Genomic DNA, 19,806 nt, shown 5'->3' with positions numbered 1-19,806 from the left:
CGGTATACCAGTGGGTATGAACGACTCCACGACCATCAAGGTGCCGCGTGCGTTGCGTGACCGGCTGGCCGTCCGGGCGAGGCAGCAGCACACGACGCTCGCCGCAGCCATCGAGACCGCACTGGATGCCTCTGACGAGCACGAGTTCTGGACGCGGGTTCGGTCGGAGAACGCCGCGCTGACAGACGAGGAGTGCCGCGCCCGCCTCCACGATCCGACGGCCGCTGACAACCTTCGCAATCCGGTCGACGACGCCCTCAGCGAGGACGACTGGTGATCCGCGGCGAGATCCACCTCGCTGATCTCGGTGAGCCCGTGGGGCACGAGCAGTCGATGCGTCGGCCGGTTGTCATCATCAGCGCTCAGCCTTGGCTCGACTCGGCACCGCCCGTCGTCACGGTCCTGCCTCTCACCCGAACCCACCGTCCGTCAGTCACTCACGTCGAGGTTGACCCGGGAGCCTCCGGTCTGCGCCAGACAAGCTATGTCAAGTGCGAGGACGTCCGGGCCATCTCGCCCCAACGCCTGATCCGACGGATGGGGGCGGTGGACGTGGTGACCCTCGCGCGCGCGGAGCTTGCGCTCCGGCGGCTCCTGGGCCTGTGATCCGACCGCCCCACGCGGCTCAGGTCAGGCCGAGCTGATCGACCACCTGCTGCATGACGACGTCGAGTACCGGGAGCAGGTGCGGGGGGAGCTCGTAGCGGTCGTCCGTAACGGTGAGGACACCGACCGCCGCGAGGGCTTCGAGGTCGGCGTGGACCATCACCGCCATCATGTCGTCGGACGAGGCGCCGGGGTCGGCGAGATGCACGCCGCCGGGCTGAGCCGCCTTGGTCAGGGCCAGGAAGGTCAGCGGCGGCATCGCGGCCACGGTCGTGCCGTCCTCCTGCTCCGCGAGGAAGGTCAGCAGCGCCGAGCCGAACAGGACGTTGCCGCAGCTGACTCGCGCCTCGTCGTCCCCGTCCGGGCCCACCCACGGCAGGGTTTTCGCTGCGGGGGAGACGGTGGTCCGACCGACGTCGATGAAGCCACCGCCGACCAGGGCGGTCCAGAGCAGCGCGAGCTCGGGGACGTCCCACATCGAGCGCACCTGCGGGTCGTCGAGCCCGAGCAGCCCGATGACCTCGGCGGTGTCGGCCTGGCGCAGCGCGCCGGTGCTCGTCACCCGCCGGCCGTCGCCGAGCCACGCCAGCAGGGCGTCGGCGCGGCGCACCAGCGTGGTCCCCGAGAGCGCGGCGGCCTGCTCGGCGAGGGAGGTCGGTGCCGGGACGGCGTCGGGGTCGACCGGGTCGCCCAGGAACGGCGGCCAGATGTCGGCGAGCTCGAGGTCGTCGTCCGGCCAGTCCTCCTCGTCCTCGTCGGGCCAGTCCTCGTCGTCCCCGTCGGGCCAGGCGCCGTCGGACCAGCTCACGCCCAGGTCCGGCACGACCGAGAGCCGTGGTCGGCCGTCCGGGCCGAGCCCGAAGGCGGCGCCGGCCTGACCGCCCGGAACTTCTGGGGTGCCGGGGGAGGCGTCGTCCGGGAGCCGGCCCGTCTCGGTGACGGCGAAGCGCTCCTCGTAGCTCAGCGAGTTGAACCACTCCATGGCCGCGGCGACACCCTCGGGGGAGGTGACGTCGAACCCCTCCGTGCGGGCGGCCTCGATGATGTTGCCGCCCATGGAGCCGGTGGGCCCCGGACGGTCCGCCTGGTGCGGCCGCCGCGTCCGGTGCTGCTGCGCCTGGTGGGTCGGGCTCTTGCGGTTCTTGCGCTTCTTCGGCACGGGGTCCTCGCGGTGTCGGCCGACGGGATGGTCGCGATCCAGTGTGCCAGCGTGACGCCGAGGGGCCACCCGCGCCTGTGGACCCGCCCTGGCTGGGTGGCTGCGGAGATACGTCAGCCGACGACGGCGGCCGGCCTCGCCGCACCGGCGGTGCCGAGATGCGCGTGGACGTGCCGCCGGCCGATGGGCACGACGAGCGGGGCGTCCGAGACGGGGTCGGGGACGATCGTGGCCCGCAGCCCGAAGACCTCGTGCAGGAGATCCTCGGTGAGGACTTCCCGAGGGTCGCCGGAGGCGACCACCCGACCCTCGTTCATCACCACGAGCAGGTCGGCGTACCGGGCGGCGAGGTTGAGGTCGTGCAGCACCATGACGACGGTGCGGCCGCGCTCCTCGTGCAGGGTGTCGACGAGGTCGAGGACCTCGAGCGAGTGGGTGAGGTCGAGGTAGGTGGTCGGCTCGTCCAGGAGCAGGACGTCGGTGCCCTGCGCCAGGGCCATGGAGATCCACGCGCGCTGGCGCTGGCCGCCGGAGAGCTCGTCGAGCGGCCGGTGGGCGTGCTCCAGCATGCCCGTCCAGGCGAGCGCCTCCGCCACGTGGTCCTCGTCGCCGGCGGACCACTGCTGGATCCACGACTGGTGCGGGTGCCGGCCCCGCGCCACCAGGTCCGCGACCGTGAGCCCCTCGGGGGCGACCGGGGCCTGCGGGAGGACGCCGAGCACCTTCGCGACGTCGCGGCTGCGCATGCGGTCGATGTGCCTGCCGTCGAGGAGGACCTGCCCGGCTCGCGGCCGGAGCAACCGACCGAGAGCGCGCAGCAGGGTGGACTTGCCGCAGCCGTTCGGCCCGATGATCGCGGTGATACCGCCGTCGACCGGGGCCAGGTCGAGATCCTGGACGACGACGCGTTCGTCGTAGGCCAGGGTGACGCCGTCGGCGCGAAGCCGGGGGTTCGGGTCCGTCATGGGGTGACCTCTCGGATCCGTCGTCGGAGCAGGTGGAGCAGGAACGGGGCACCGATGACCGCGGTGACGACACCGGCGGGCAGCGGGACGGGCAGCACGGTGCGGGCGACGACGTCGGAGGCGAGCAGCAGGCACCCGCCGAGCAGACCGGACGCCACCAGGGGCGGTGTGGGGGAGCGGGTCAGGCGCAGCGCCACCTGGGGCGCGACGAGCGCCACGAACGGCACGGGCCCGGCGGCGGCGGTGGCCACCGAGGCCAGCGCGACGGCGAGCAGCACGAGAACGAGCCGCGTGACCTGGGTCCGCACGCCGAGGCCCGTGGCCGTCTGGTCCCCGAGGCTCAGGGCGCGCAGGGCGAAGGCCGCCGGACCGGCGAGCAGCGCCACCACGGCGATCGTCACGGCGACGGGGACGACGTGGTCCCAGCCGCGGCCGTTGAGGCTGCCGGTGAGCCACACGGTGGCGGTGGCGGCGTCGTTGAGCTCTGCCTGGACGAGCAGCCAGGTGGTCAGGGACGTACCGAACGCGCTGACGCCGATGCCGACGAGGACCAGGCGGAAGCCGTCGACCCCCTGCCGCCAGGCAAGGGCGTAGACCGCCACGGCGGCGGCGAGGCCGCCGAGGAGGGCCGCGGCAGGGACGCCGAGCACCGCCCCGCCGGTCGGGGCGAGGACGATCATCGCGACGGCGCCCACGCTCGCGCCGGCGGTGACCCCGAGCACGTCCGGGGAGGCGAGCGGGTTCCGGCTCACCGACTGGGTGATCGCCCCGGCCGCGCCGAGGGCGACACCGACGAGCAGCCCCGTGAGGGCACGAGGCAGGCGCAGGCCGAGGACGACGAACCGGTCGCCGTCGTCCCCCCCGCCGACGAGGATGGCCAGCACCTCGGCCACGCTCAGTCCCAGGTCGCCCAGGGCGACGCTGACCGCCATCAGCGCGGCGGCGACCACGAGCAGCGCACCGACGACCACCAGGTACCGGGGGCGCAGCACCGTCGAGGCAGGTCCGACGCGCACCGGGCGCACCCCGGGGAACCGGGGCGTCTCGGCCGGGGCGGTGCCGGCGGCCCGCGCCTGTGCCTGGGCCTGGGCCTGGGTGAGGCTCACAGCGCCGCCGTCCGGCGGCGGCGGATGAGCGCGACGAAGAACGGCGCTCCGACCAGGGCCAGCACGATGCCCGCCTGGAGCTCGGCCGGCCGCACCACCACCCGGCCGACGACGTCGGCCGCGAGCAGCACCGCCGCACCCGCGACCGCGCTGTAGGGCAGCAGCCACCGGTGGTCCGGACCGGTGAGCGCGCGCGCCGCGTGGGGGACGATGAGCCCGACGAAGCCGATCGGGCCGCACAGGGCCACGGTGGAGCCGGTGAGCAGCGTCACCGCGGCGATGCCGACGAGGCGGGCGCGGCCCACGTGCTGACCCAGCGCCCGGGCGACGTCCTCGCCGAGCGCGAGGGTGTTGAGGGCCGGGCCGTTGGCCACGGCGAGGACGGCGCCGACCAGGAGGAACGGCACCATGGGGGTCAGGGCCTGCAGGTCCCGGCCCGCGACCGAGCCGACCGCCCAGAACCGGTAGGCCTCGAGCGTCTCCACGTCCAGCAGGACGATGGCGCTGGTGAAGGCGCCCAGCAGGGCGGTCACGGCGGCACCGGCGAGCGCCAGCGTGGCCGGGTTGTCGCGTGCGGAGCCGAAGACGAGCACGATCGCTGTGGCCACCAGGGCACCGGCGAAGGCGAACCAGACGTACGCCGACGGCTCGTCGACCCCCAGGACGTAGGCCGCGACCACCACGGCGAGCGCCGCCCCGGCGCTGACGCCGAGGAGACCGGGGTCGGCCAGGGCGTTGCGTGTGTGGCCCTGCATGAGCGCACCCGCCAGGCCCAGCGCGCCCCCTGCCACCAGGGCCACGACGGTGCGAGGCAGCCGGAGCTGCCGCACGATGATGTCCGCCTCCGTGTCCGCCGGTGACACCAGCGCGGACCAGACGAGGTCGAGCGGGAGGGGATTCGAGCCGACGGCGAGGCTCACGAGGGCGAAGGCGGCGAGCGCGGCGGCGAGGACGACGAGACCGAGGAGGCGCCGGCGGCGGTTGCCGGGATGCCGCCTGCCCGGGCGCGGCGTGGCCGCTGCAGGCGCGCGCCCGTCCACGGGCAGTGTCGTCGGGTGCACGGAGAGGTCCTCACGGGTGGTTTGAACGGCCGGTAGGTAAGGCTAGCCTTACCTGCTAGCGTCTGGCGACCGCGTCTCGGTCACACCCCACGATCACGGAGGTTCTCGCTGTGCCCAGGAACGTTCTCACCACGCGGACCGGCCGCACCCTGACCATCGTCGCCGCGGCGGCAGCCCTCGCCGCATGCGGCTCAGGAGGCGAGACCGCGGGGTCCGGGACGACGACGGAGGCGGCCGAGACCCGCACCGTCGAGCACGCGATGGGGGCCACCGAGGTCCCGGCCGACGTCGAGCGCGTGGTCGTACTCGACACCGGCGAGCTCGACGCGGTCGTCTCGCTCGGCGTGACCCCGGTCGGGGCGGTGACCACGGACGTCTCGACGTCCCTGGTGAGCTACCTCGAGGACGAGCTCGCCGAGACCGAGCCCGTCGGCACGATCGGCGAGCCGAACCTCGAGGCGATCGCGGCCCTCGAACCCGACCTCATCCTGTCCAACACCGTCCGCCACGAGGACCTCTACGACGAGTTCTCGGCGATCGCGCCCACGGTCTTCGCGGGTGACGTCGGCGACACCTGGAAGGAGACGCTCCGGCTTGCCGGCGACGCTCTCGGCGAGCGCGAGCAGGCCGACGAGCTCATCGCGGACTACGAGGCGCGCGCCGCCGATGTGGGCGGGGCGGTCACCGGCGGCGACCCCGCCGGGACCGAGGTCAGCGTCGTGCGGTTCCTGCCGGGCCAGATCCGCCTGTACGGCGAGGCCTCGTTCATCGGCACCGTGCTCGCCGACGCCGGCTTCGGCCGTCCGGCCGTCCAGCAGGTGCCGGAGACGTTCGTCGAGGTCTCCGCGGAGCAGATCTCCCAGGCGGACGGCGACGTCGTGTTCACGGCCGTCTACGGGGCGCCCGAGGACACCGCCGTCGCGGACGTCACCGGCGGCGAGCTCTGGAACCGGCTCACCGCTGTCCAGGCCGGCAACGCGCACGAGGTCTCGGACGACACCTGGATGCTCGGCATCGGCGTCACCGCCGCGAACCTCGTGCTCAACGACATCGAGAGCATTCTCGGCTGACCGGCGTCCCAAGGGGTCGCCGGCTACTCGGGTCCGTGCCCCGGTAGGACGACACTCGCCAGCCGGTCGAGGGTCTCGACGTACCCGCCGGACATGCCCGAGGCGATGCCGCGGCGCAGTCCCTCGTCGTCGCCGAAGCCGGCGACCACCCGCACCCGGGTGCCCTCCGGCGTCGGCTCGAACGTCACCGCGACGGACAGCCCGGGCTCGCCGACGGCGGCGGTCCACGCGTCGTCGGCGATCCGGTCGAGGTAGGTCAGGCGGTGTGGTGGCTCGACGTCCTCGTACGTGGCGACGCCGTTCATCGGTGGGCGCGAGCCGTCGTCCGGCGCCATCGTGTAGCGCCAGCGGCCGCCCGGGCGGACGTCCATCTCGTGCACGGTGGTGGTCCAGTGGTGCGGGCCGTACCAGCGGGCGACGAGGGCCGGGTCGGTCCACGCCTGCCAGAGGCGCTCGGCGTCGGCGGCGAAGGTGCGCTCGACGGTGATGGTGCGGGCTTCCTCATCAACGGTGGTGGTGTGCTGCGACGTCATGGTGCTGCTCCGTCCTTGTCGTCGAGGAGGGTGCCAAGACGGTCGAGCCGGTCGGACCAGGCGGCCGTCAGGCCGGCGACCCACTCCTCGAGATCCTGTATCGGTTCGGGGAGCAGCCGGTAGATGCGACGCTGCCCGTTCTTCGTCACGCCGACGACGCCCGCGTCGGCCAGGACGCGCAGGTGCCGCGACACCTGCGGCTGGCCGACGCCGAGCGCGTCGACGATCGCGCCGACCGGTCGGGGACCGGCCCTGAGGAGCTCGACGATCCGGAAGCGGGTGGGCTCGGCGATGGCGCTCAGCCGCTCCTGGGTCCGGGTTCCGTCCATCGAAGCCAACATACGCCGAAAGATATATATGCGCAAGGCGATATGTTCGGGGCTCCCGGTCGGCGGGGGCTCCAGGGGTCAGGCGCCCCGTGCCGAAGCGGTGTCGCTGGCAAGGACGTCTGCGGCGTCCCGCAGATCGCCGATCAGGTCGGTGAGCAGCGCCTCCTCGTGGATGGCGTTCGTGATGTCACCCCGGACCAGCAGCGCGTCCGGCGCCGATGACGGATCGGTGAGGACACCGCCCGCGGCGGCGTAGTCGCCTCGTGTGAACCGCCACGGCTCGAGCTCGGGTGCCACGGTCGTCAGCATGCGCACGATGTCGGCGCCTCTGCCGTCGAAGTCGGCACGTGCTCGGACCGTGAACCCGGCTGCGGCCACAGCGGCGAGGAGGTCGATCACCGTCTGCGTCGGCACGCCGTCGGTACAGATCAGCGGCGGACAGGTCGGACCGAGGCGGTCCGCGGCCGCCTCGACCACCGTGGGGTTCTCGCAGACGAACACCGAGCCGGGCGTGGCGGCGGTGCCGACGGCCCAGTCACCCGCGAGGGACCGCAGGGTCAGCCACACCGGTTCCCCGGGCGTCGCCGTCGCGACCGCGACGGCGGGTGCGCTCCCGAGCAGCGGGAGGTTGAGCACCAGGGCGGTGGAGGAGATGGTGTCGCACCACACGTCCGCCCGGGCCCACCGCCGGCGCCAGGACGACGGGCCCGACGGGTAGTCCTCGCCGTGCACCAGAGCGACGAGGAGGACCGTCGCGCGTCCCGCCGCGGTGTCCCGGTCGAGCGCGTGGGCGTCCGCGCCGGTGACGAGCGTGGCGAGCTCGGCGAGCCGGACGGGCCGTCCGCCGTGCGGCAGGTGACTCCAGGCCCGTGCGACCTGACCGGCCAGGTGCACCAGCGTGCCGTCCCCGCCGGCCGGCGTGACCGGGTGCGCAGCCCAGGCCATCGCGACGTCGGCGTCGACGCCGGCCTCGACCAGTGTCCGCACGGCGCGGTCCGTCTCCTCGGCCCGTCCGGCGCGGGCTGCGGCCCGCTCGGCGCTGCGCGGCATGACCGGCGCCCCGTCCAGCCTCTCCAGGAACGTCGGGACGTCGAGCCCGTGCTCCGCCAGCGACCTGGCCACGTGCTCCACGCGGACGGCCGCCGCACCGACCGCCCAGGGCGTGCCCAGCAGACGCCCGACGTCGGACCGCTCGGCCTCGGTCAGGTCCGCGGTGACCTTCCCGCGCGCGAGGGAGGCTCCCCGGCGGCCCCGCTCCCGCAGGGCGTCGAGCACCTTGGTGCCTCCGGCGGTCTGCGCCCACGCCCGGAGGCCGGGCGGGACGGCGTCAGCCACGTGCACCCTCGAGGTCGAGCTCGGACTCGACGTCCACCGCCGCCGCGGACGTGCCCGGCCCGGCCGCCACGTCCGCCACCCTCACCCGCCGGCCGCCCGCCCACAGGTACACCACGGAGTCGACGCCCGGGAACCCCTTCTCCCGGGCGAGGTCGTAGATGGCCACCGCCGGCACGGACGGGTAGGTGCCCCACTCGTCGTGCGCGGTGAGCATGAGATCGAGGTCGAAGTCGACGGTCAGGCCCAGGAAGGAGGCCTTGAGCTCGGCGTCGACACCGGTCATGGCCTCGTCCAGCCAGACCCAGCGCGGGGCGGTGGGCAGGGCCGAGTCGTAGGCGACCACGGCGGCCGCGAAGAGCGGCTGGGACAGCAGGACCACCTTCTCCCCGCCGGACTTCGACCCGTGCGTCGCGGCGTCGAAGGGCACCCAGGCGCTCTCCCGGCCGGCCCGGTACTGCAGCGTGATCCGCAGCCAGGTGCGGTAGTCCAGCGCGTGGTGGAGGCTCTCGCGCCAGTCCTGCCCGTCGGCCTCCGCGTTGTCCCGCGCGTCCTCGATGCGCCGGGACAGGAACTGGCGGACCTGCTCCTGGCGCTCGGCGGTGAGCTGGTCGAACCCGCGGCTGAGGGCGTGGATGACCTGACCGGCCTCGGGGTCCTGGGAGTCCGGCTCCCACCGCAGCCGGACCGACTGGCCCTGGCGCGTCGGGTGCTCGGCGAGCCGGTCGTTGATGCGGGTGAACGTCCGCTGGGTGTAGTCCAGGCGCTCCTTGAGGTGCTCGATGAAGGTCGAGCCCAGCAGGGTCGCGAGGACCCGGTGCTGCTCCTCGTCGAAGTGCGCGCGCTGACGGTGGAGCTGCTCGGTCAGCGACTGCTCGGCCAGGTCCGGCCGCTGCCAGCCCGCGTCGGGGTCCGCGAGGATCTCGAAACCCTGCAGGACGGCGTCGGCCTCCTGGCGGTGCCGGGCGTCCCGCTCGGTGGCGAGCTCCTCGGCGAGGCGGGCCGTGGCGGCGAAGCATGAACGCCACGCCCGGTCGACGGCGGCCGCGAGCTCGTCGGCCGAGACCGACAGCGAGCCGCGGGCGGCGCGGGCGGAGACGCGGGCGGTCTCGACGGTGTGCCGCTCGGGGGCGTCGATCTCCAGCGCCGACAGCAGGCCGGCGTCGGCCGCCACCCACCACGCCGCCATCGCACGGTCCCGTCGGCCCTCCGCCTCGACGTAGGCCTCCTCGTGGCGGTCCAGGACGCCGCGGGCCTTCTCCGCCTCGACGGTGGCGGCGAGCAGCGTCTGCCCCAGCTCGCGCACGGAGGTCTCGAGCTCGCGGACGTGGTCGTCGATGCGCTGCCGCTCCGCGAGCACCTCGGAGTGGTCCTTGCGCATCATCCGTTCGAGGGTGTGCAGGCGTGTGCGGCACTCCTCGAGCTCGGCGACCCGCCGCGCCCGGCCCTCGTTCTCCACGGCCACGCGGGCGGTGGCCACGTCGAGCGCGTCGTGGGCGTCCGCGGCCGCACGGCGCCGCTCGTCCTCGATCGCGACGGCGTGCCCGAGCCGCTCCAGCGCTTCGGAGAACGCCCGCAGCGCCTCCTCCTGCGCCGGGACGTCGTCGGGGGAGAACCCGTGCTCCGAGGCGTACCGGGTCAGTGCGGCGCGCGCCTGGCTCACCGCCCCGAGGTTCTCCTCGTGACGGCGCCGGGTCGCCGCCGCTCGCTGCTCGGCGTCGGCGACGGCGCGCAGGGCCGACGCGAGGGCGGTCCGGGCGGCCCTCGCGTCGTGGTCGACGGGTACGGTCCGGACCTCGGTGTCGAGGCGGGCCAGGCGGTCCCGCACACCCTGGAGGGCGCGACTCGCTGCGCCGAGGTCGGCTCGCAGGTCCCGCTCCTGCATCTCGAGGAGGGCGATCCGTCGCAGGCGCGCCGCCTCCCGCGCCGTGGCGCCGAGGTAGGACGCGGGCTGCAGCGGTGCCGCCCGGCCCGTGAGGGGCCCGAGGGACCAGGTGCCGTCCGGGTCGAACCAGGTGTCCGCCGGCTCCGGGGGGCGGCCCCAGCCGATGGCGGCCAGCAGCGCGGTGACGGTCTCCCCGGGCAGGGGGCAGCCCTCGGCGGGAGCAAGGACGGCGGTGAGGGTCGGGCCGTCCACGTGCGTGCCGGGGCGCAGGACCACCTCGGCCTCGGCCGCGCCGTCGGGTGCGCTGAGCAGGGCACCCGTCTCGCTCACCCAGGCGTCGAGGACGCCGGCCGCGGCCAGGGCCGCCTCGAGGGTGGCGGCCGCGTCGTCGTCGAGACCGACGGGCTCGACGCAGCGCCAGAACGGCGCACCGTGCGGGCCGGAAGCGGGACGTTCGCGCCGTCGCCAGCCCACGGGCTCGGGGACGCTCTGCTCGGTGGTGGACCGCTCGCGCCGGAGATCCTCGACCGTGCGGTCCAGGCGCCTGTCGATCTCGGACCTCACGGCGGTGAGCCGGCCGAGCTCGGCGGTGAGCAGCTGACGCGGGGAGGTGGTGGCCTCGTCGACGAGGTCGCGCAGGACCGGCGGGTCGGAGTTGGGCACGTCGAGCTGGGCGACGGCGTCCTCCCACCGGGGGAGCCAGGCGGCGCCGTCGAGCTCACGAAGCTGCCCCGCCCACGTGACGAGCGCGCTCTGCAGGCTGCTCACGGCGGCGTCGAGGGCGTCGGCACGCCCGTCGGCGTCGTGCTGGGCGCCGGCGAGGTCGGCCTCGCGGGTGCTCAGCTCGGTGCCGGAGCCCTCCGCCGTCCGCGCCGCACGCTGGTGCTCCGCGCTGAGGGTGCGCAGGTGGCGGAGGCGTTCGGAGCGTCGCTGGACCGTGGCGCGCAGGGCGTGCAGCGCGGCGGTGAGGGCGTCCTCGGGCAGCGTCACGACGACCCCGGCCGGTCCCGCGGTGCCGTGCAGCAGGTCCGCGGCGCGCTCCCGCGCGTCGACAGCCTCGGTCAGCCGGTCCTCCGCGCCGGCATGGCGCGACGCGACGTCCGTGCGGTCCCGCTCCGCCGCGGCCAGCCTGGTGGCCGCGTCCTCGGCCTGCGTGGTGAGCCGGCGTGTCTCGTCCCGCAGGCTCGTGACGCGGTGCTCGGCCTGCTGGGCGTCGCGGTACGCCTCGGACTCCATGAGCTCGGCCAGGGCGGCGCGCTGGCGCTGCAGCTCGGCACCTGCCTCAGCCTCGTCGACCCGGGTGGTCTCCACGAGCGCCTCGCTCGCCGTGAGCGACTCCTGCGCCTGGCGCCGGTCCCGGGTGGTGCGGTCCAGGCGTGAGGTGGCAACCGCCATCTCGCTCGCGCGCTGCTCGACGACGGCGCGGGCCCAGGGCCGCCAGCTGTCGGCGACGTACCGGGCGACGGCACGGGCGGCGCGTTCGGTCTGGGCCATCCGCTCGCGCAGTGACTCCAGCCCGTCCCAGCCGTCCGCGAGCTGGCTGACCTCGTGGGACGCGAGCGGCGGCAGGGCGTCGCGCAGCGTGGCGGCCAGGGTGGCGGGGTTGAGCCGCTCGCCGAGCTTGGGCACCCGGAGCTCCCGCAGGAGGTTCGTGAGGTTGTCGTAGGCGCCGGCGGAGAGGCCGAAGATCTCGGTGGAGAGGCGTTCCCGGTAGGCCGCGGCGCTGGAGAAGACCGTCATCCCGGGCAGGGCGCGCAGCTCCTTCTCCGGCAGGACCCGCCGGTCCTGCACGAGCTCGAGGTCGCGGCCCGGTCGCAGGTGGGTGACGAACCGCCAGGACGTGATCGCGGGGTTGCCGGCGGCCCGCCGGGCCGAGGCCCCGACCCCGGCGACGACGAACTGCGGGTCGCCGTGGTCGTCGAGCCGGCCGAACTCCACCCACGAGTAGCCGGTGGCGGCGTCGACGACCGGCCGCGGGTCGTCGCCCTGTCCGGACGCGAGCAGGTTGTACCCCATGGTCCGGTTCCGGCTGCCGAAGGGGTCGAGCACGGCCGGGGCGATCTCCCCGCGCAGGAGCATCAGCGTGGTCAGCTCGAGGACCTTGGTCTTTCCGGAGCCGTTGGCACCGCGCAGGATCAGCCGTCCGTCGGCGCACCAGAACTCGGCGCGGTCGTACTCCCACAGGTTGACGATGCCCACGCGCAGGGGCTGCCAGCGCTGCCGCGTGGGCAGGGGCAGTGCACCGGTGGCTTGCGCGGCGAGCCACCGTCCCGGGTCCATCATGAGAAGACCTCCGTGTCGAACAGGGTGCTCTGTTTCTTGGGCCTTGGCTGTGCCTCGTCGCGCGGGGGGTCGGCGACGGAGACCGCCGGGTCGCGGAAACGCGCCGCGGCCGGCATGAGGTGCCACGAGCCGGGGGCCGGGCCGGGCCGGAGCAGGTCGAGGGCGACCAGCAGCTCGACCGACCGGTCGGCGACGGCGCCGGTGCCGGCCAGATCCTTCGTCATGGCCCTGGGGTAGGTGGTCCGGACCCGGTCGGCGGCGCCGAGCAGGTCCTCCCGGGACACGACCGGCGCGGCAGACCCGGCGGGCGGTGCCGCCCGCACCAGCTCGCCGAGCACCATGAGGGCCGCGAAGTCGCGGGCCCGAGGACGGGGGAACGGCAGGTCCGTCCCGCCCTCGTGGTCCGGGACGAGCGCGACCCCCTCCCGGCGGTGCTCGAGGGTCCAGCCCGTCATCTCCTCGCACCACTGGGCGATCCGCGGGCGCTGGCCGGCCAGGTACTCCTGCTCCCGGGGTGCGAGGTCGGCCACGAGGCAGACCGGCAGCTCCACGATCCGGCGCATCACTCCGAACCGGGCAGGGTGCTCGGCGGTGTCGGTGGGCCCGTGCCCGCCGGGTCCGTCCGTGCGCGGGCCGTGCGGGCCGGCGCGGAGCGCGGCGGTGAGGTTCGCGGGATGGACCAGTCGCAGGAGCATCTCGCGCTGGACCTGGTACGCGCCGCCCACCTGGTCGCGCTGGTGGGCCCAGCCCTCGCGGGCGTCCTCGTCGCGTCGGGCCAGCGGAACCAGCGCCCCGGCCCGCAGCAGCATCCCGAGCCCCTGGACGAACGTCCGGCGCTCGGCGAACCGGTCGGGGTCGTAGGCCTCCACACCGACCTCCTCGCGTGCCGAGAGCACACTGACCCGGTCGGAGAGCTCCTGCGTGGAGGTGATCTCGTCGGCGTCCTCCGCGACCGCGGCCGCCAGCAGCGCCAGGACGAGGGCCCGCCGGGGGACGGTTTCGAAGGGCGCGGGCGAGACGACGCCAGTGGGCGAGGCGAGCCGGACCAGCCGGGCCGTGGTGGCCGACAGGACGAGCCGGTAGCCCAGGCGGGTGTCGAACCACTCGGCGAGGCGGTGCTGGTGCCGGCGCACGAGGTGGAAGATCTCGGGGCTGGCGGCGCGGGAGAGCGCGGGCGTGGCCAGCAGCGACGTGAAGGCGACCTGGAGCTCGCGAGTCGACTGCGTCATGCCGGCGTCATCTCGAAGTGCCAGTCCCGCACGGCGAGCGCACCGTCCGGGGAGTCGAGGACCACCACCGCGCCGGGCTCCGGTTCGGTCAGGCGCACCCGCCAGCGGCCGTCCTCGGTGACGGCGGTGCGGTCGTGGCCGTCGCCGTGTCGGCTCAGGCGCGTCACGGTCGCGAACAGGTCCAGCAGCACCGTGAGCTCCTCGCGGTCGATCGGGGGCCAGGTCCCCACCCGGGTGCCGGACCGGGCCCGCAGGCGGGCGATGGCCTCCTCGCGCCCGGCCTCGCGCTGCTGGCGCGCCAGTCGGGAGAGCCGGCGTCCCTCGGCGAAGCTCGGCGCCCGGGAGACCCGGCCGGCCACGGCGCGGGCACCCTGCTCCCGGAACCGGGTGGCGATCGGCGCCGGCGGTGCCTCGGCCCAGGAGAGTCGCTGATCCTCGGCCGAGGGGGCGGCGACGAGCAGGTGCCGGGCGGAGAACAGCCCGGTCGTGACGTCCCACAGCCGCCAGGCGACGTCATCGCTTTCGGCACGCTCGATCGCGGTGGCGAGGGCGAGGAGGTCGCCGCGCCGCGACACGGTCCCCGCCGACCCCATGAGGATGCCCATGTTGCGCGCCCAGGGGGAGACGAGGTCGCGCAGCTGCCGGCGCAGGCTCCGCGCCTGGGAGTCGGGGCCGTCGAACCAGCGACGCAGCACCACCCAGGCCTCGCGCCACCGCTCGACCGACGCGTCGACCGCCGACTCCGGGGCGGCCTCACCCATGGAGGCGCGCGCGCACGCCCGCCAGACGCCCGTGTCGAGGTGGGTGTCCAGGCGGTCCAGCGCCGCGGAGATCGCGGGGGAGTGGACATCGACCTGCTCGCCCCACATCGCGATGTAGGCCGCGAGGGTCTGCCAGAGCAGGTCCTGCTTGTGCTCCTCGGGACGTCCGGCCAGCGCGTGGGCCAGGGTCCGCTGCCAGGAGCGGGCGGCCCGGGCCATCGACTCGCGCTGGACCTTGATCTGGGCGAACTCGTTGGCGGCCGAGGTGTAGTCCGCGGCCAGCACGGCGGCCTCGAACGCCTCCGCGCGCTCGCGTATCGCCCGCGGGGCCAGGGCGATGTCGGCCTCGGGCTCGACGTCGTCGCCCAGCGTCCGCCAGAAGTGGTGCAGCGCCGCCGCCCGCGGGGTCAGCTGGTACCGGTCGCGCCTGCGCAGGAAGTCCTCGCCGCTGCGGGCTGGCTCCTGCCACCGGGTCAGCACACCCCAGTCCGCCAGCTGCTCGAGACGGGCCTCGAGCGGGAACACCTCCTCGTCGGTGAGTCGCCGCGCCGTCTCGCTGTCGAGGACTGTCGTCAGGTGCGCGACGACGGCGGAGCGTGCCTCGTCGAAGCTCATGCCGGTGAGCGAGGAGTCCTGCGTGGCGAGGAGGACGTCGACGACGGTGCGGTACTGCGCCGCGTGACGGGAGGTCAGGTAGGACGGGATGGACTCCGGACCCGCGAGGTAGGCGGCCCAGGGGTCCGGGCCGAGCTCCGCCGTCGCCTCCTCGGTCATGCGCGACATGCTAGGTGTCCCTACCGACAGTCGGTGTCGGTGTCAGCGGCCTCCTGCACGATCGCCACAGGTTCCGCTCGTCAGGTGCACGGAGATTGTGCTGCAGCGGCGAAGACGTCTCCTCGCCTCACCCGTCCGCGGCCCCCCATGAGATGGCGTCGACGTAAGCCTGGTTGTCCTGTTCGGTGTTGCTGCGCGCAGCCGCCGCCGACTGCCGACGCGCCTCCTCCGCGAACCGGGGCGCGCTGACGTCCGGCACCCAGATACTCGCAGCCTCTCGGCCTGCCCGCGAAGCGATCGGCGTCCGTGCCAGCGCTGTTCCACGTCGGCGACGATCGCCAGGAGCGGGGCGGCGAATTGTCCGTTCGTCTTGACGCGAGGCAGGGTCGGCCTTACGGTTCCGTGTAATCAGTTTCACAACAGGGAGGTTGTGATGGTCGCGGGCCGGTCGGTGACGATCTCTGCCGTCGCTGCACGTGCGGGCGTCTCTGTCGCCTCTGTCTCCCGCGTCCTCAACGACGATCCGCGCGTCGGCCAGGACATCCGTGAGCGGGTCCGGAAAGCAGTTCTAGAAACCGATTACTTCCCGAGCGCCGCGGCGCGCTCGCTCCGGGGGCGCTCGACGGGCCAGCTGAGCCTCGTCGTCGACGACATCGGGAACCCCGCCTACGTCGAGACGATGCGTGCGCTCCAGGCGCTCGCCCGCGAGCACGGGCTCCGACTGCTGGTCGAGTCGACCGACGGTCGGCTCGAGGAGGAGCTGCGGGTCGTGGAGAGCCTCCGCCAGCGGTACGTCGACGGGCTCATCATGACCTCGACCCGGTTCCATCCCAAGCTCGTCAAGGCGCTTCGCGAGCCGGCCGTCCCGGTCGTCGTCATCGGCTCCGTCCCCGACGGGCTCGCCGTCGACTCCGTCGGTGCCGACGCGGCCGACGGCGCACGGATCGCCACGGATCACCTGCTCGACCAGGGGTGCGAGCGACTGGCCATGGTCAACGGTCCCGAGGGGACGCTGCCCGCGCGGAGCCGGTCCGGCGGGTTCCGCGCCGCCCTCGACGGTCGCGGAGCCGGCGAGCCGGTCATCACCCACGCCGCGGCCTTCACCCGCGAGGCCGGGTACGAGACCACCGCCCGCCTGCTCGCCGAGCACGACGTCGACGGCCTCTTCTGCGCCAACGACCAGCTGGCCGTCGGCGCGTTCCACGCCTGCCAGGACGCCGGGCTGCGCGTGCCCGAGGACGTCGCCCTGGTGGGGATGGACAACTCCCGGGACGCCACGGTCTGCCGTCCCCAGCTGAGCAGCGTCGATCTCCGGTTCGCCGACCGTGGCCGCCTCGCCGGTCAGATGCTCCTCGACCGCATCCACGGCCGCTACACGGGAGCCCCGCGCCGCCAGCAGGTCTACACCGAGCTGGTCGTGCGCGGCTCGAGCACACGAAGGAGGGACACGTGACCGCACCCGCCACGACGCGGCGCAAGCAGCAGCGGGGCACCTCTGCCCTGTGGCTGCTCCTGCCGGCCGTCATCCCGATCCTCGCCCTGAGCGTCTACCCGCTCCTGCGCGGGGTCTACCTCGGGTTCACCGACGCCCAGGCCGGCCTCAACGCCGTCTACGCCTTCAACGGCCTGGAGAACTACCGCCAGATGCTCGACGACTCGAAGTTCTGGTCGTCCTTCCGCATCGGGTTCATCTGGGCGTTCGCGGTGACGGGCATCCAGTTCGTGCTGGCCCTCGGCCTGGCCCTGCTGCTCAACGAGAACCTGCGGGGACGATGGCTGGCCCGGACCCTGGCCGTCGTGCCGTGGGCGATGCCCCCGGTCGTCGTCGGCATCATGTGGTCCCTCGTCTACCGGCCCGACGCCGGACTGGTCAACGAGATCCTCTACCGGCTGGGGCTGGAGGAGCTGGGCCGGAACTGGCTGGCCGACTTCAGCACCGCCCTGCCCGCCGTCATCGTCGTCGGCGTGTGGGCGGGGCTGCCGGTCACCACCGTGGTCCTCCTCGCCGGCCTGCAGGGCGTGCCCCAGGAGATGCACGAGGCCGCCGCCGTGGACGGCGCGAGCCGGTGGCGGCGGTTCCTCTCGATCACGCTGCCCAACATGCGCGGCGTCATCGCGGCGATCACGACGCTGAACTTCATCTGGAACTTCAACTCGTTCGACCTCGTCTACGTCCTCACCCGGGGCGGGCCCGGCGGCCGGACGCTGCTGCCGATGCTCTTCGCCTACGAGGAGGCGTTCCGGTACGGCAACTACGGCTACGCCGCCGCGCTGGGCAACGTCATGGTCCTCATCGTGCTCGTCGTCGTCCTGTTCTACCTACGCCGCCGGCTCAGGGAGGAGACCTGATGGCCACGACCGTCGTGTCCACCGACACCGCGCCCCCCACGACCGCCGGGCGCCAGTCGGGGACCTCGCCGATGGACCGCCTCCCGCGCGGTGTGCGCCCGCTGCAGTACGTGGCGCTCGGCCTGTACCTGCTCTTCCTCGGCTTCCCGCTGCTGTGGCTGCTGTCGACGTCGTTCGCGTCGCCGCAGGACCTCGTCCGGCTCCACCCCGGGCTCTTCCCGGAGCAGCCGACGCTGGACAACTTCGTCACCGCGTTCAGCGAGCAGGCGCTCGTCCGGTCGATCGTCAACAGCCTCGTCGTCGCCCTCGCCAGCGCGGTGCTCACCGTGCTCGTGGCCCTCCCGGCGTCCTACGCCGTCGTCCGCCTGCGCTCACGCATGGGCAAGCCGATCCTCGCCTGGGTGCTCGTCAGCCAGCTGTTCCCCTTCATCCTCCTCGTCATCCCGATCTTCCTGCTGCTGCGCAGCGCGCAGCTCGTCGACACCCGCCCCGGCCTCGTCCTCATCTACGTGGTGTGGATCCTGCCGTTCGCGCTGTGGATGCTGCAGGGCTACGTCCGGGAGCTGCCCGCGGACATCGAGGAGGCCGCGATGGTCGACGGCGCGTCCCGGCTGCGGATCCTGCGCTCGATCGTCTTCCCGCTCCTGCTCCCCGGGGTCGTGGCGACCACCCTGTTCGCCTTCATCACCGCGTGGAACGAGTTCTTCTTCGCCCTCGTGCTCATCAAGAGCCCCGAGCTGGAGACCCTCCCGCTCACCCTCGCCCGGTTCGTCGGCCTCGAGGGCGTGGCCCGTCTCGGGCCGCTGGCCGCCGGTGCGCTCGTCGCCACCATCCCGGGCCTGGTCTTCTTCGGCTTCATCCAGAAGGGCCTCATCGGAGGCATGACCGCCGGCGCCACCAAGGGCTGATCCCGCACCGACAGGACACCGATGCCATCTCACCCGACCACCCACCGACCTCCAGCACCTACCCACCACCACCGACCTACAGCACCACCGAGAGGAGCAACACGATGAGCAAGCGCATGAGCGTCGCCGCCGCCGCGGTGAGTGCGTCACTCGTCCTCGCCGCCTGCGGCGGCGGGACCGGCGACCAGGAAGGCGCCGACCAGCAGACCGGCAGCGCGGAGGAACCGATCACCCTGAGGTTCCAGTCCCTCGCGTGGCAGGAGGCCTCCATCGAGGCGAACCAGGCCATCGTCGAGGAGTGGAACGAGCAGAACCCCGACATCCAGGTCGAGTACGTCCAGGGCGACTGGGGCTCGGTCCACGACCAGCTGCTCACCTCGTTCGAGGGCGGCGACCCGCCCGACATCATCCACTACGAGGCGGCCGCCGGGCAGGTCTTCGCCGAGGGCGGCTACTACGCCGACCTCGACCCCCTGCTCTCCGACGAGTTCAAGGCCGGCATCCCCGAGAGCATCTGGGAGACCGTCCAGGTCGAGGGCAACGGCACGGTCGGCGCCCCCTTCCTGCTCGAGGCGCGCGTCCCGTTCGCCAACGCCACGATGCTCGAGGAGGCCGGGATCGAGATCCCGACCGCCGAGAACCCGTGGACGTGGGACGACTTCCAGGACGCCGCCGAGCAGCTGACCTCCGAGGGGCGCTACGGCGTCGCGTGGCCGCTGGGCAGCCCCGCCAACGCCATGCTCAACCTCTCCCTGGGCTTCGGCGGCGACTACGTCGAGGGCGACGGCGAGGACGCCACCATCTCCGTCGGCGAGCCCGAGCTCGAGGTGCCCACCCGCATCCACTCCATGCTCTACGAGTCCGAGACGATCGACCCCGACTCCGTGGGCGTGAGCACCACCGACGCCCTCCCGGCGTTCTTCGGGGAGGAGACGGCGATGCTCTTCGGCGCGATCTGGCTGCGTCAGCAGATGGTCCAGCAGGCTCCCGACGACTTCGAGTGGGTCACCCTCCCGCCGCTGGAGGGCAGCGAGGGCAGCGCGCAGTCGGCCAACCCGCAGACACTGTCGATCGCGGCGCAGTCGGAGAACCAGGAGGCCGCCGCGCAGTTCATCGAGTTCTTCCTCAACGACGAGAACATGGCCGAGCTCGCGCTCGGCGACTGGCTCGTCCCCACCAGCGAGGGGGCGCTCGAGGTGCTCTCCGAGGAGACCGGCGGGGAGCAGGGCTGGGACATCGCCGTGGCGTCCATGGACTCGCTCATGGCCGCGCCGTGGCAGCAGCTCGCCGGCTTCGAGGAGTGGCGCGACCGCGCGGCCACCCCGGCCTTCCAGCGGTACTTCGCCGAGGAGATCACCGCCGAGGAGCTCGCGCAGCAGCTCGAGGAGGGCGGCGCCGACATCGGTCGGTGACCGGTCGACCGCCGGCCGGTGCGCCCGGGCGTGGGCGCACCAGC

General features: G+C 73.7%; 17 protein-coding genes. 7 read left to right on the top strand and 10 right to left on the bottom strand.

Translation table 11 applies throughout. The features are described 5' to 3' along the window. Nucleotides 1-16: 16 nt before the first annotated feature. Both AAEM63_RS11435 and AAEM63_RS11430 read left to right on the top strand, forming a co-directional pair. Nucleotides 17-277 (top strand): hypothetical protein, encoded by a 261-nt coding sequence (locus tag AAEM63_RS11435; protein WP_341358400.1) that lies wholly within the window; start codon nucleotides 17-19, stop codon nucleotides 275-277. Further along, nucleotides 274-606, top strand: coding sequence for a type II toxin-antitoxin system PemK/MazF family toxin (locus tag AAEM63_RS11430; protein WP_341358399.1), 333 nt, complete (start codon nucleotides 274-276; stop codon nucleotides 604-606). The genes AAEM63_RS11435 and AAEM63_RS11430 overlap by 4 nt, the downstream gene beginning before the upstream one ends. A gap of 19 nt (nucleotides 607-625) precedes the next feature. On the opposite strand, the gene AAEM63_RS11425 is transcribed toward AAEM63_RS11430, so the two are convergent. From AAEM63_RS11425 to AAEM63_RS11410, 4 genes are all read right to left on the bottom strand, one after another. Further along, entirely contained in the window at nucleotides 626-1,765 is a 1,140-nt protein-coding gene (locus tag AAEM63_RS11425) for a hypothetical protein (RefSeq protein ID WP_341358398.1), read from the bottom strand. A gap of 113 nt (nucleotides 1,766-1,878) precedes the next feature. Then, nucleotides 1,879-2,730 (bottom strand): ABC transporter ATP-binding protein, encoded by an 852-nt coding sequence (locus AAEM63_RS11420; protein WP_341358397.1) that lies wholly within the window; start codon nucleotides 2,728-2,730, stop codon nucleotides 1,879-1,881. Next, nucleotides 2,727-3,836 carry an iron chelate uptake ABC transporter family permease subunit gene (locus AAEM63_RS11415; RefSeq protein ID WP_341358396.1) on the bottom strand — a complete coding sequence of 370 codons (1,110 nt, stop codon included), beginning with the start codon at nucleotides 3,834-3,836 and terminating at the stop codon, nucleotides 2,727-2,729. Before AAEM63_RS11415 ends, AAEM63_RS11420 begins: the two co-directional genes overlap by 4 nt. Then, nucleotides 3,833-4,897 carry an iron ABC transporter permease gene (locus AAEM63_RS11410; RefSeq protein WP_341358395.1) on the bottom strand — a complete coding sequence of 355 codons (1,065 nt, stop codon included), beginning with the start codon at nucleotides 4,895-4,897 and terminating at the stop codon, nucleotides 3,833-3,835. Before AAEM63_RS11410 ends, AAEM63_RS11415 begins: the two co-directional genes overlap by 4 nt. A gap of 110 nt (nucleotides 4,898-5,007) precedes the next feature. On the opposite strand from AAEM63_RS11410, the gene AAEM63_RS11405 reads away from it, so the two are divergent. After that, a complete protein-coding gene (locus AAEM63_RS11405; RefSeq protein ID WP_341358394.1) occupies nucleotides 5,008-5,967 on the top strand; it encodes an iron-siderophore ABC transporter substrate-binding protein in 960 nt (319 codons plus the stop codon). A gap of 23 nt (nucleotides 5,968-5,990) precedes the next feature. Here AAEM63_RS11405 and AAEM63_RS11400 read toward each other — a convergent pair whose 3' ends face one another. From AAEM63_RS11400 to AAEM63_RS11375, 6 genes are all read right to left on the bottom strand, one after another. Continuing rightward, on the bottom strand, nucleotides 5,991-6,500 hold the full coding sequence (locus AAEM63_RS11400) for an SRPBCC domain-containing protein (protein WP_341358393.1): 510 nt from the start codon (nucleotides 6,498-6,500) through the stop codon (nucleotides 5,991-5,993). Continuing rightward, a complete protein-coding gene (locus AAEM63_RS11395) occupies nucleotides 6,497-6,829 on the bottom strand; it encodes a metalloregulator ArsR/SmtB family transcription factor (protein ID WP_341358392.1) in 333 nt (110 codons plus the stop codon). The genes AAEM63_RS11400 and AAEM63_RS11395 overlap by 4 nt, the downstream gene beginning before the upstream one ends. A 78-nt stretch (nucleotides 6,830-6,907) precedes the next feature. Then, nucleotides 6,908-8,164: a DUF2399 domain-containing protein gene (locus tag AAEM63_RS11390; RefSeq protein WP_341358391.1), complete on the bottom strand. Its 1,257-nt coding sequence runs from the start codon at nucleotides 8,162-8,164 to the stop codon at nucleotides 6,908-6,910. Continuing rightward, nucleotides 8,157-12,329 (bottom strand): TIGR02680 family protein, encoded by a 4,173-nt coding sequence (locus tag AAEM63_RS11385; RefSeq protein WP_341358390.1) that lies wholly within the window; start codon nucleotides 12,327-12,329, stop codon nucleotides 8,157-8,159. Before AAEM63_RS11385 ends, AAEM63_RS11390 begins: the two co-directional genes overlap by 8 nt. Further along, nucleotides 12,326-13,558 (bottom strand): TIGR02678 family protein, encoded by a 1,233-nt coding sequence (locus AAEM63_RS11380; protein WP_341358389.1) that lies wholly within the window; start codon nucleotides 13,556-13,558, stop codon nucleotides 12,326-12,328. The genes AAEM63_RS11385 and AAEM63_RS11380 overlap by 4 nt, the downstream gene beginning before the upstream one ends. Then, nucleotides 13,555-15,093 (bottom strand): DUF2397 domain-containing protein, encoded by a 1,539-nt coding sequence (locus AAEM63_RS11375; RefSeq protein WP_341358388.1) that lies wholly within the window; start codon nucleotides 15,091-15,093, stop codon nucleotides 13,555-13,557. The genes AAEM63_RS11380 and AAEM63_RS11375 overlap by 4 nt, the downstream gene beginning before the upstream one ends. Nucleotides 15,094-15,544: 451 nt before the next feature. On the opposite strand from AAEM63_RS11375, the gene AAEM63_RS11370 reads away from it, so the two are divergent. The 4 genes from AAEM63_RS11370 (at nucleotide 15,545) to AAEM63_RS11355 (ending at nucleotide 19,762) form a co-directional block, all read left to right on the top strand. Beyond that, nucleotides 15,545-16,546: a LacI family DNA-binding transcriptional regulator gene (locus tag AAEM63_RS11370; protein ID WP_341358387.1), complete on the top strand. Its 1,002-nt coding sequence runs from the start codon at nucleotides 15,545-15,547 to the stop codon at nucleotides 16,544-16,546. Then, complete coding sequence (locus AAEM63_RS11365; protein WP_341358386.1) at nucleotides 16,543-17,442, top strand: sugar ABC transporter permease; 900 nt, start codon at nucleotides 16,543-16,545, stop codon at nucleotides 17,440-17,442. Before AAEM63_RS11370 ends, AAEM63_RS11365 begins: the two co-directional genes overlap by 4 nt. Further along, nucleotides 17,442-18,350 carry a carbohydrate ABC transporter permease gene (locus AAEM63_RS11360; protein WP_341358385.1) on the top strand — a complete coding sequence of 303 codons (909 nt, stop codon included), beginning with the start codon at nucleotides 17,442-17,444 and terminating at the stop codon, nucleotides 18,348-18,350. Before AAEM63_RS11365 ends, AAEM63_RS11360 begins: the two co-directional genes overlap by 1 nt. A 104-nt stretch (nucleotides 18,351-18,454) precedes the next feature. Further along, entirely contained in the window at nucleotides 18,455-19,762 is a 1,308-nt protein-coding gene (locus AAEM63_RS11355) for a sugar ABC transporter substrate-binding protein (RefSeq protein ID WP_341358384.1), read from the top strand. Nucleotides 19,763-19,806: the final 44 nt, after the last annotated feature.

Source organism: Georgenia sp. M64, assembly GCF_038049925.1.
GTDB lineage: Bacteria > Actinomycetota > Actinomycetes > Actinomycetales > Actinomycetaceae > Georgenia.
This window is presented reverse-complemented; position numbering and strand designations above follow the sequence as displayed.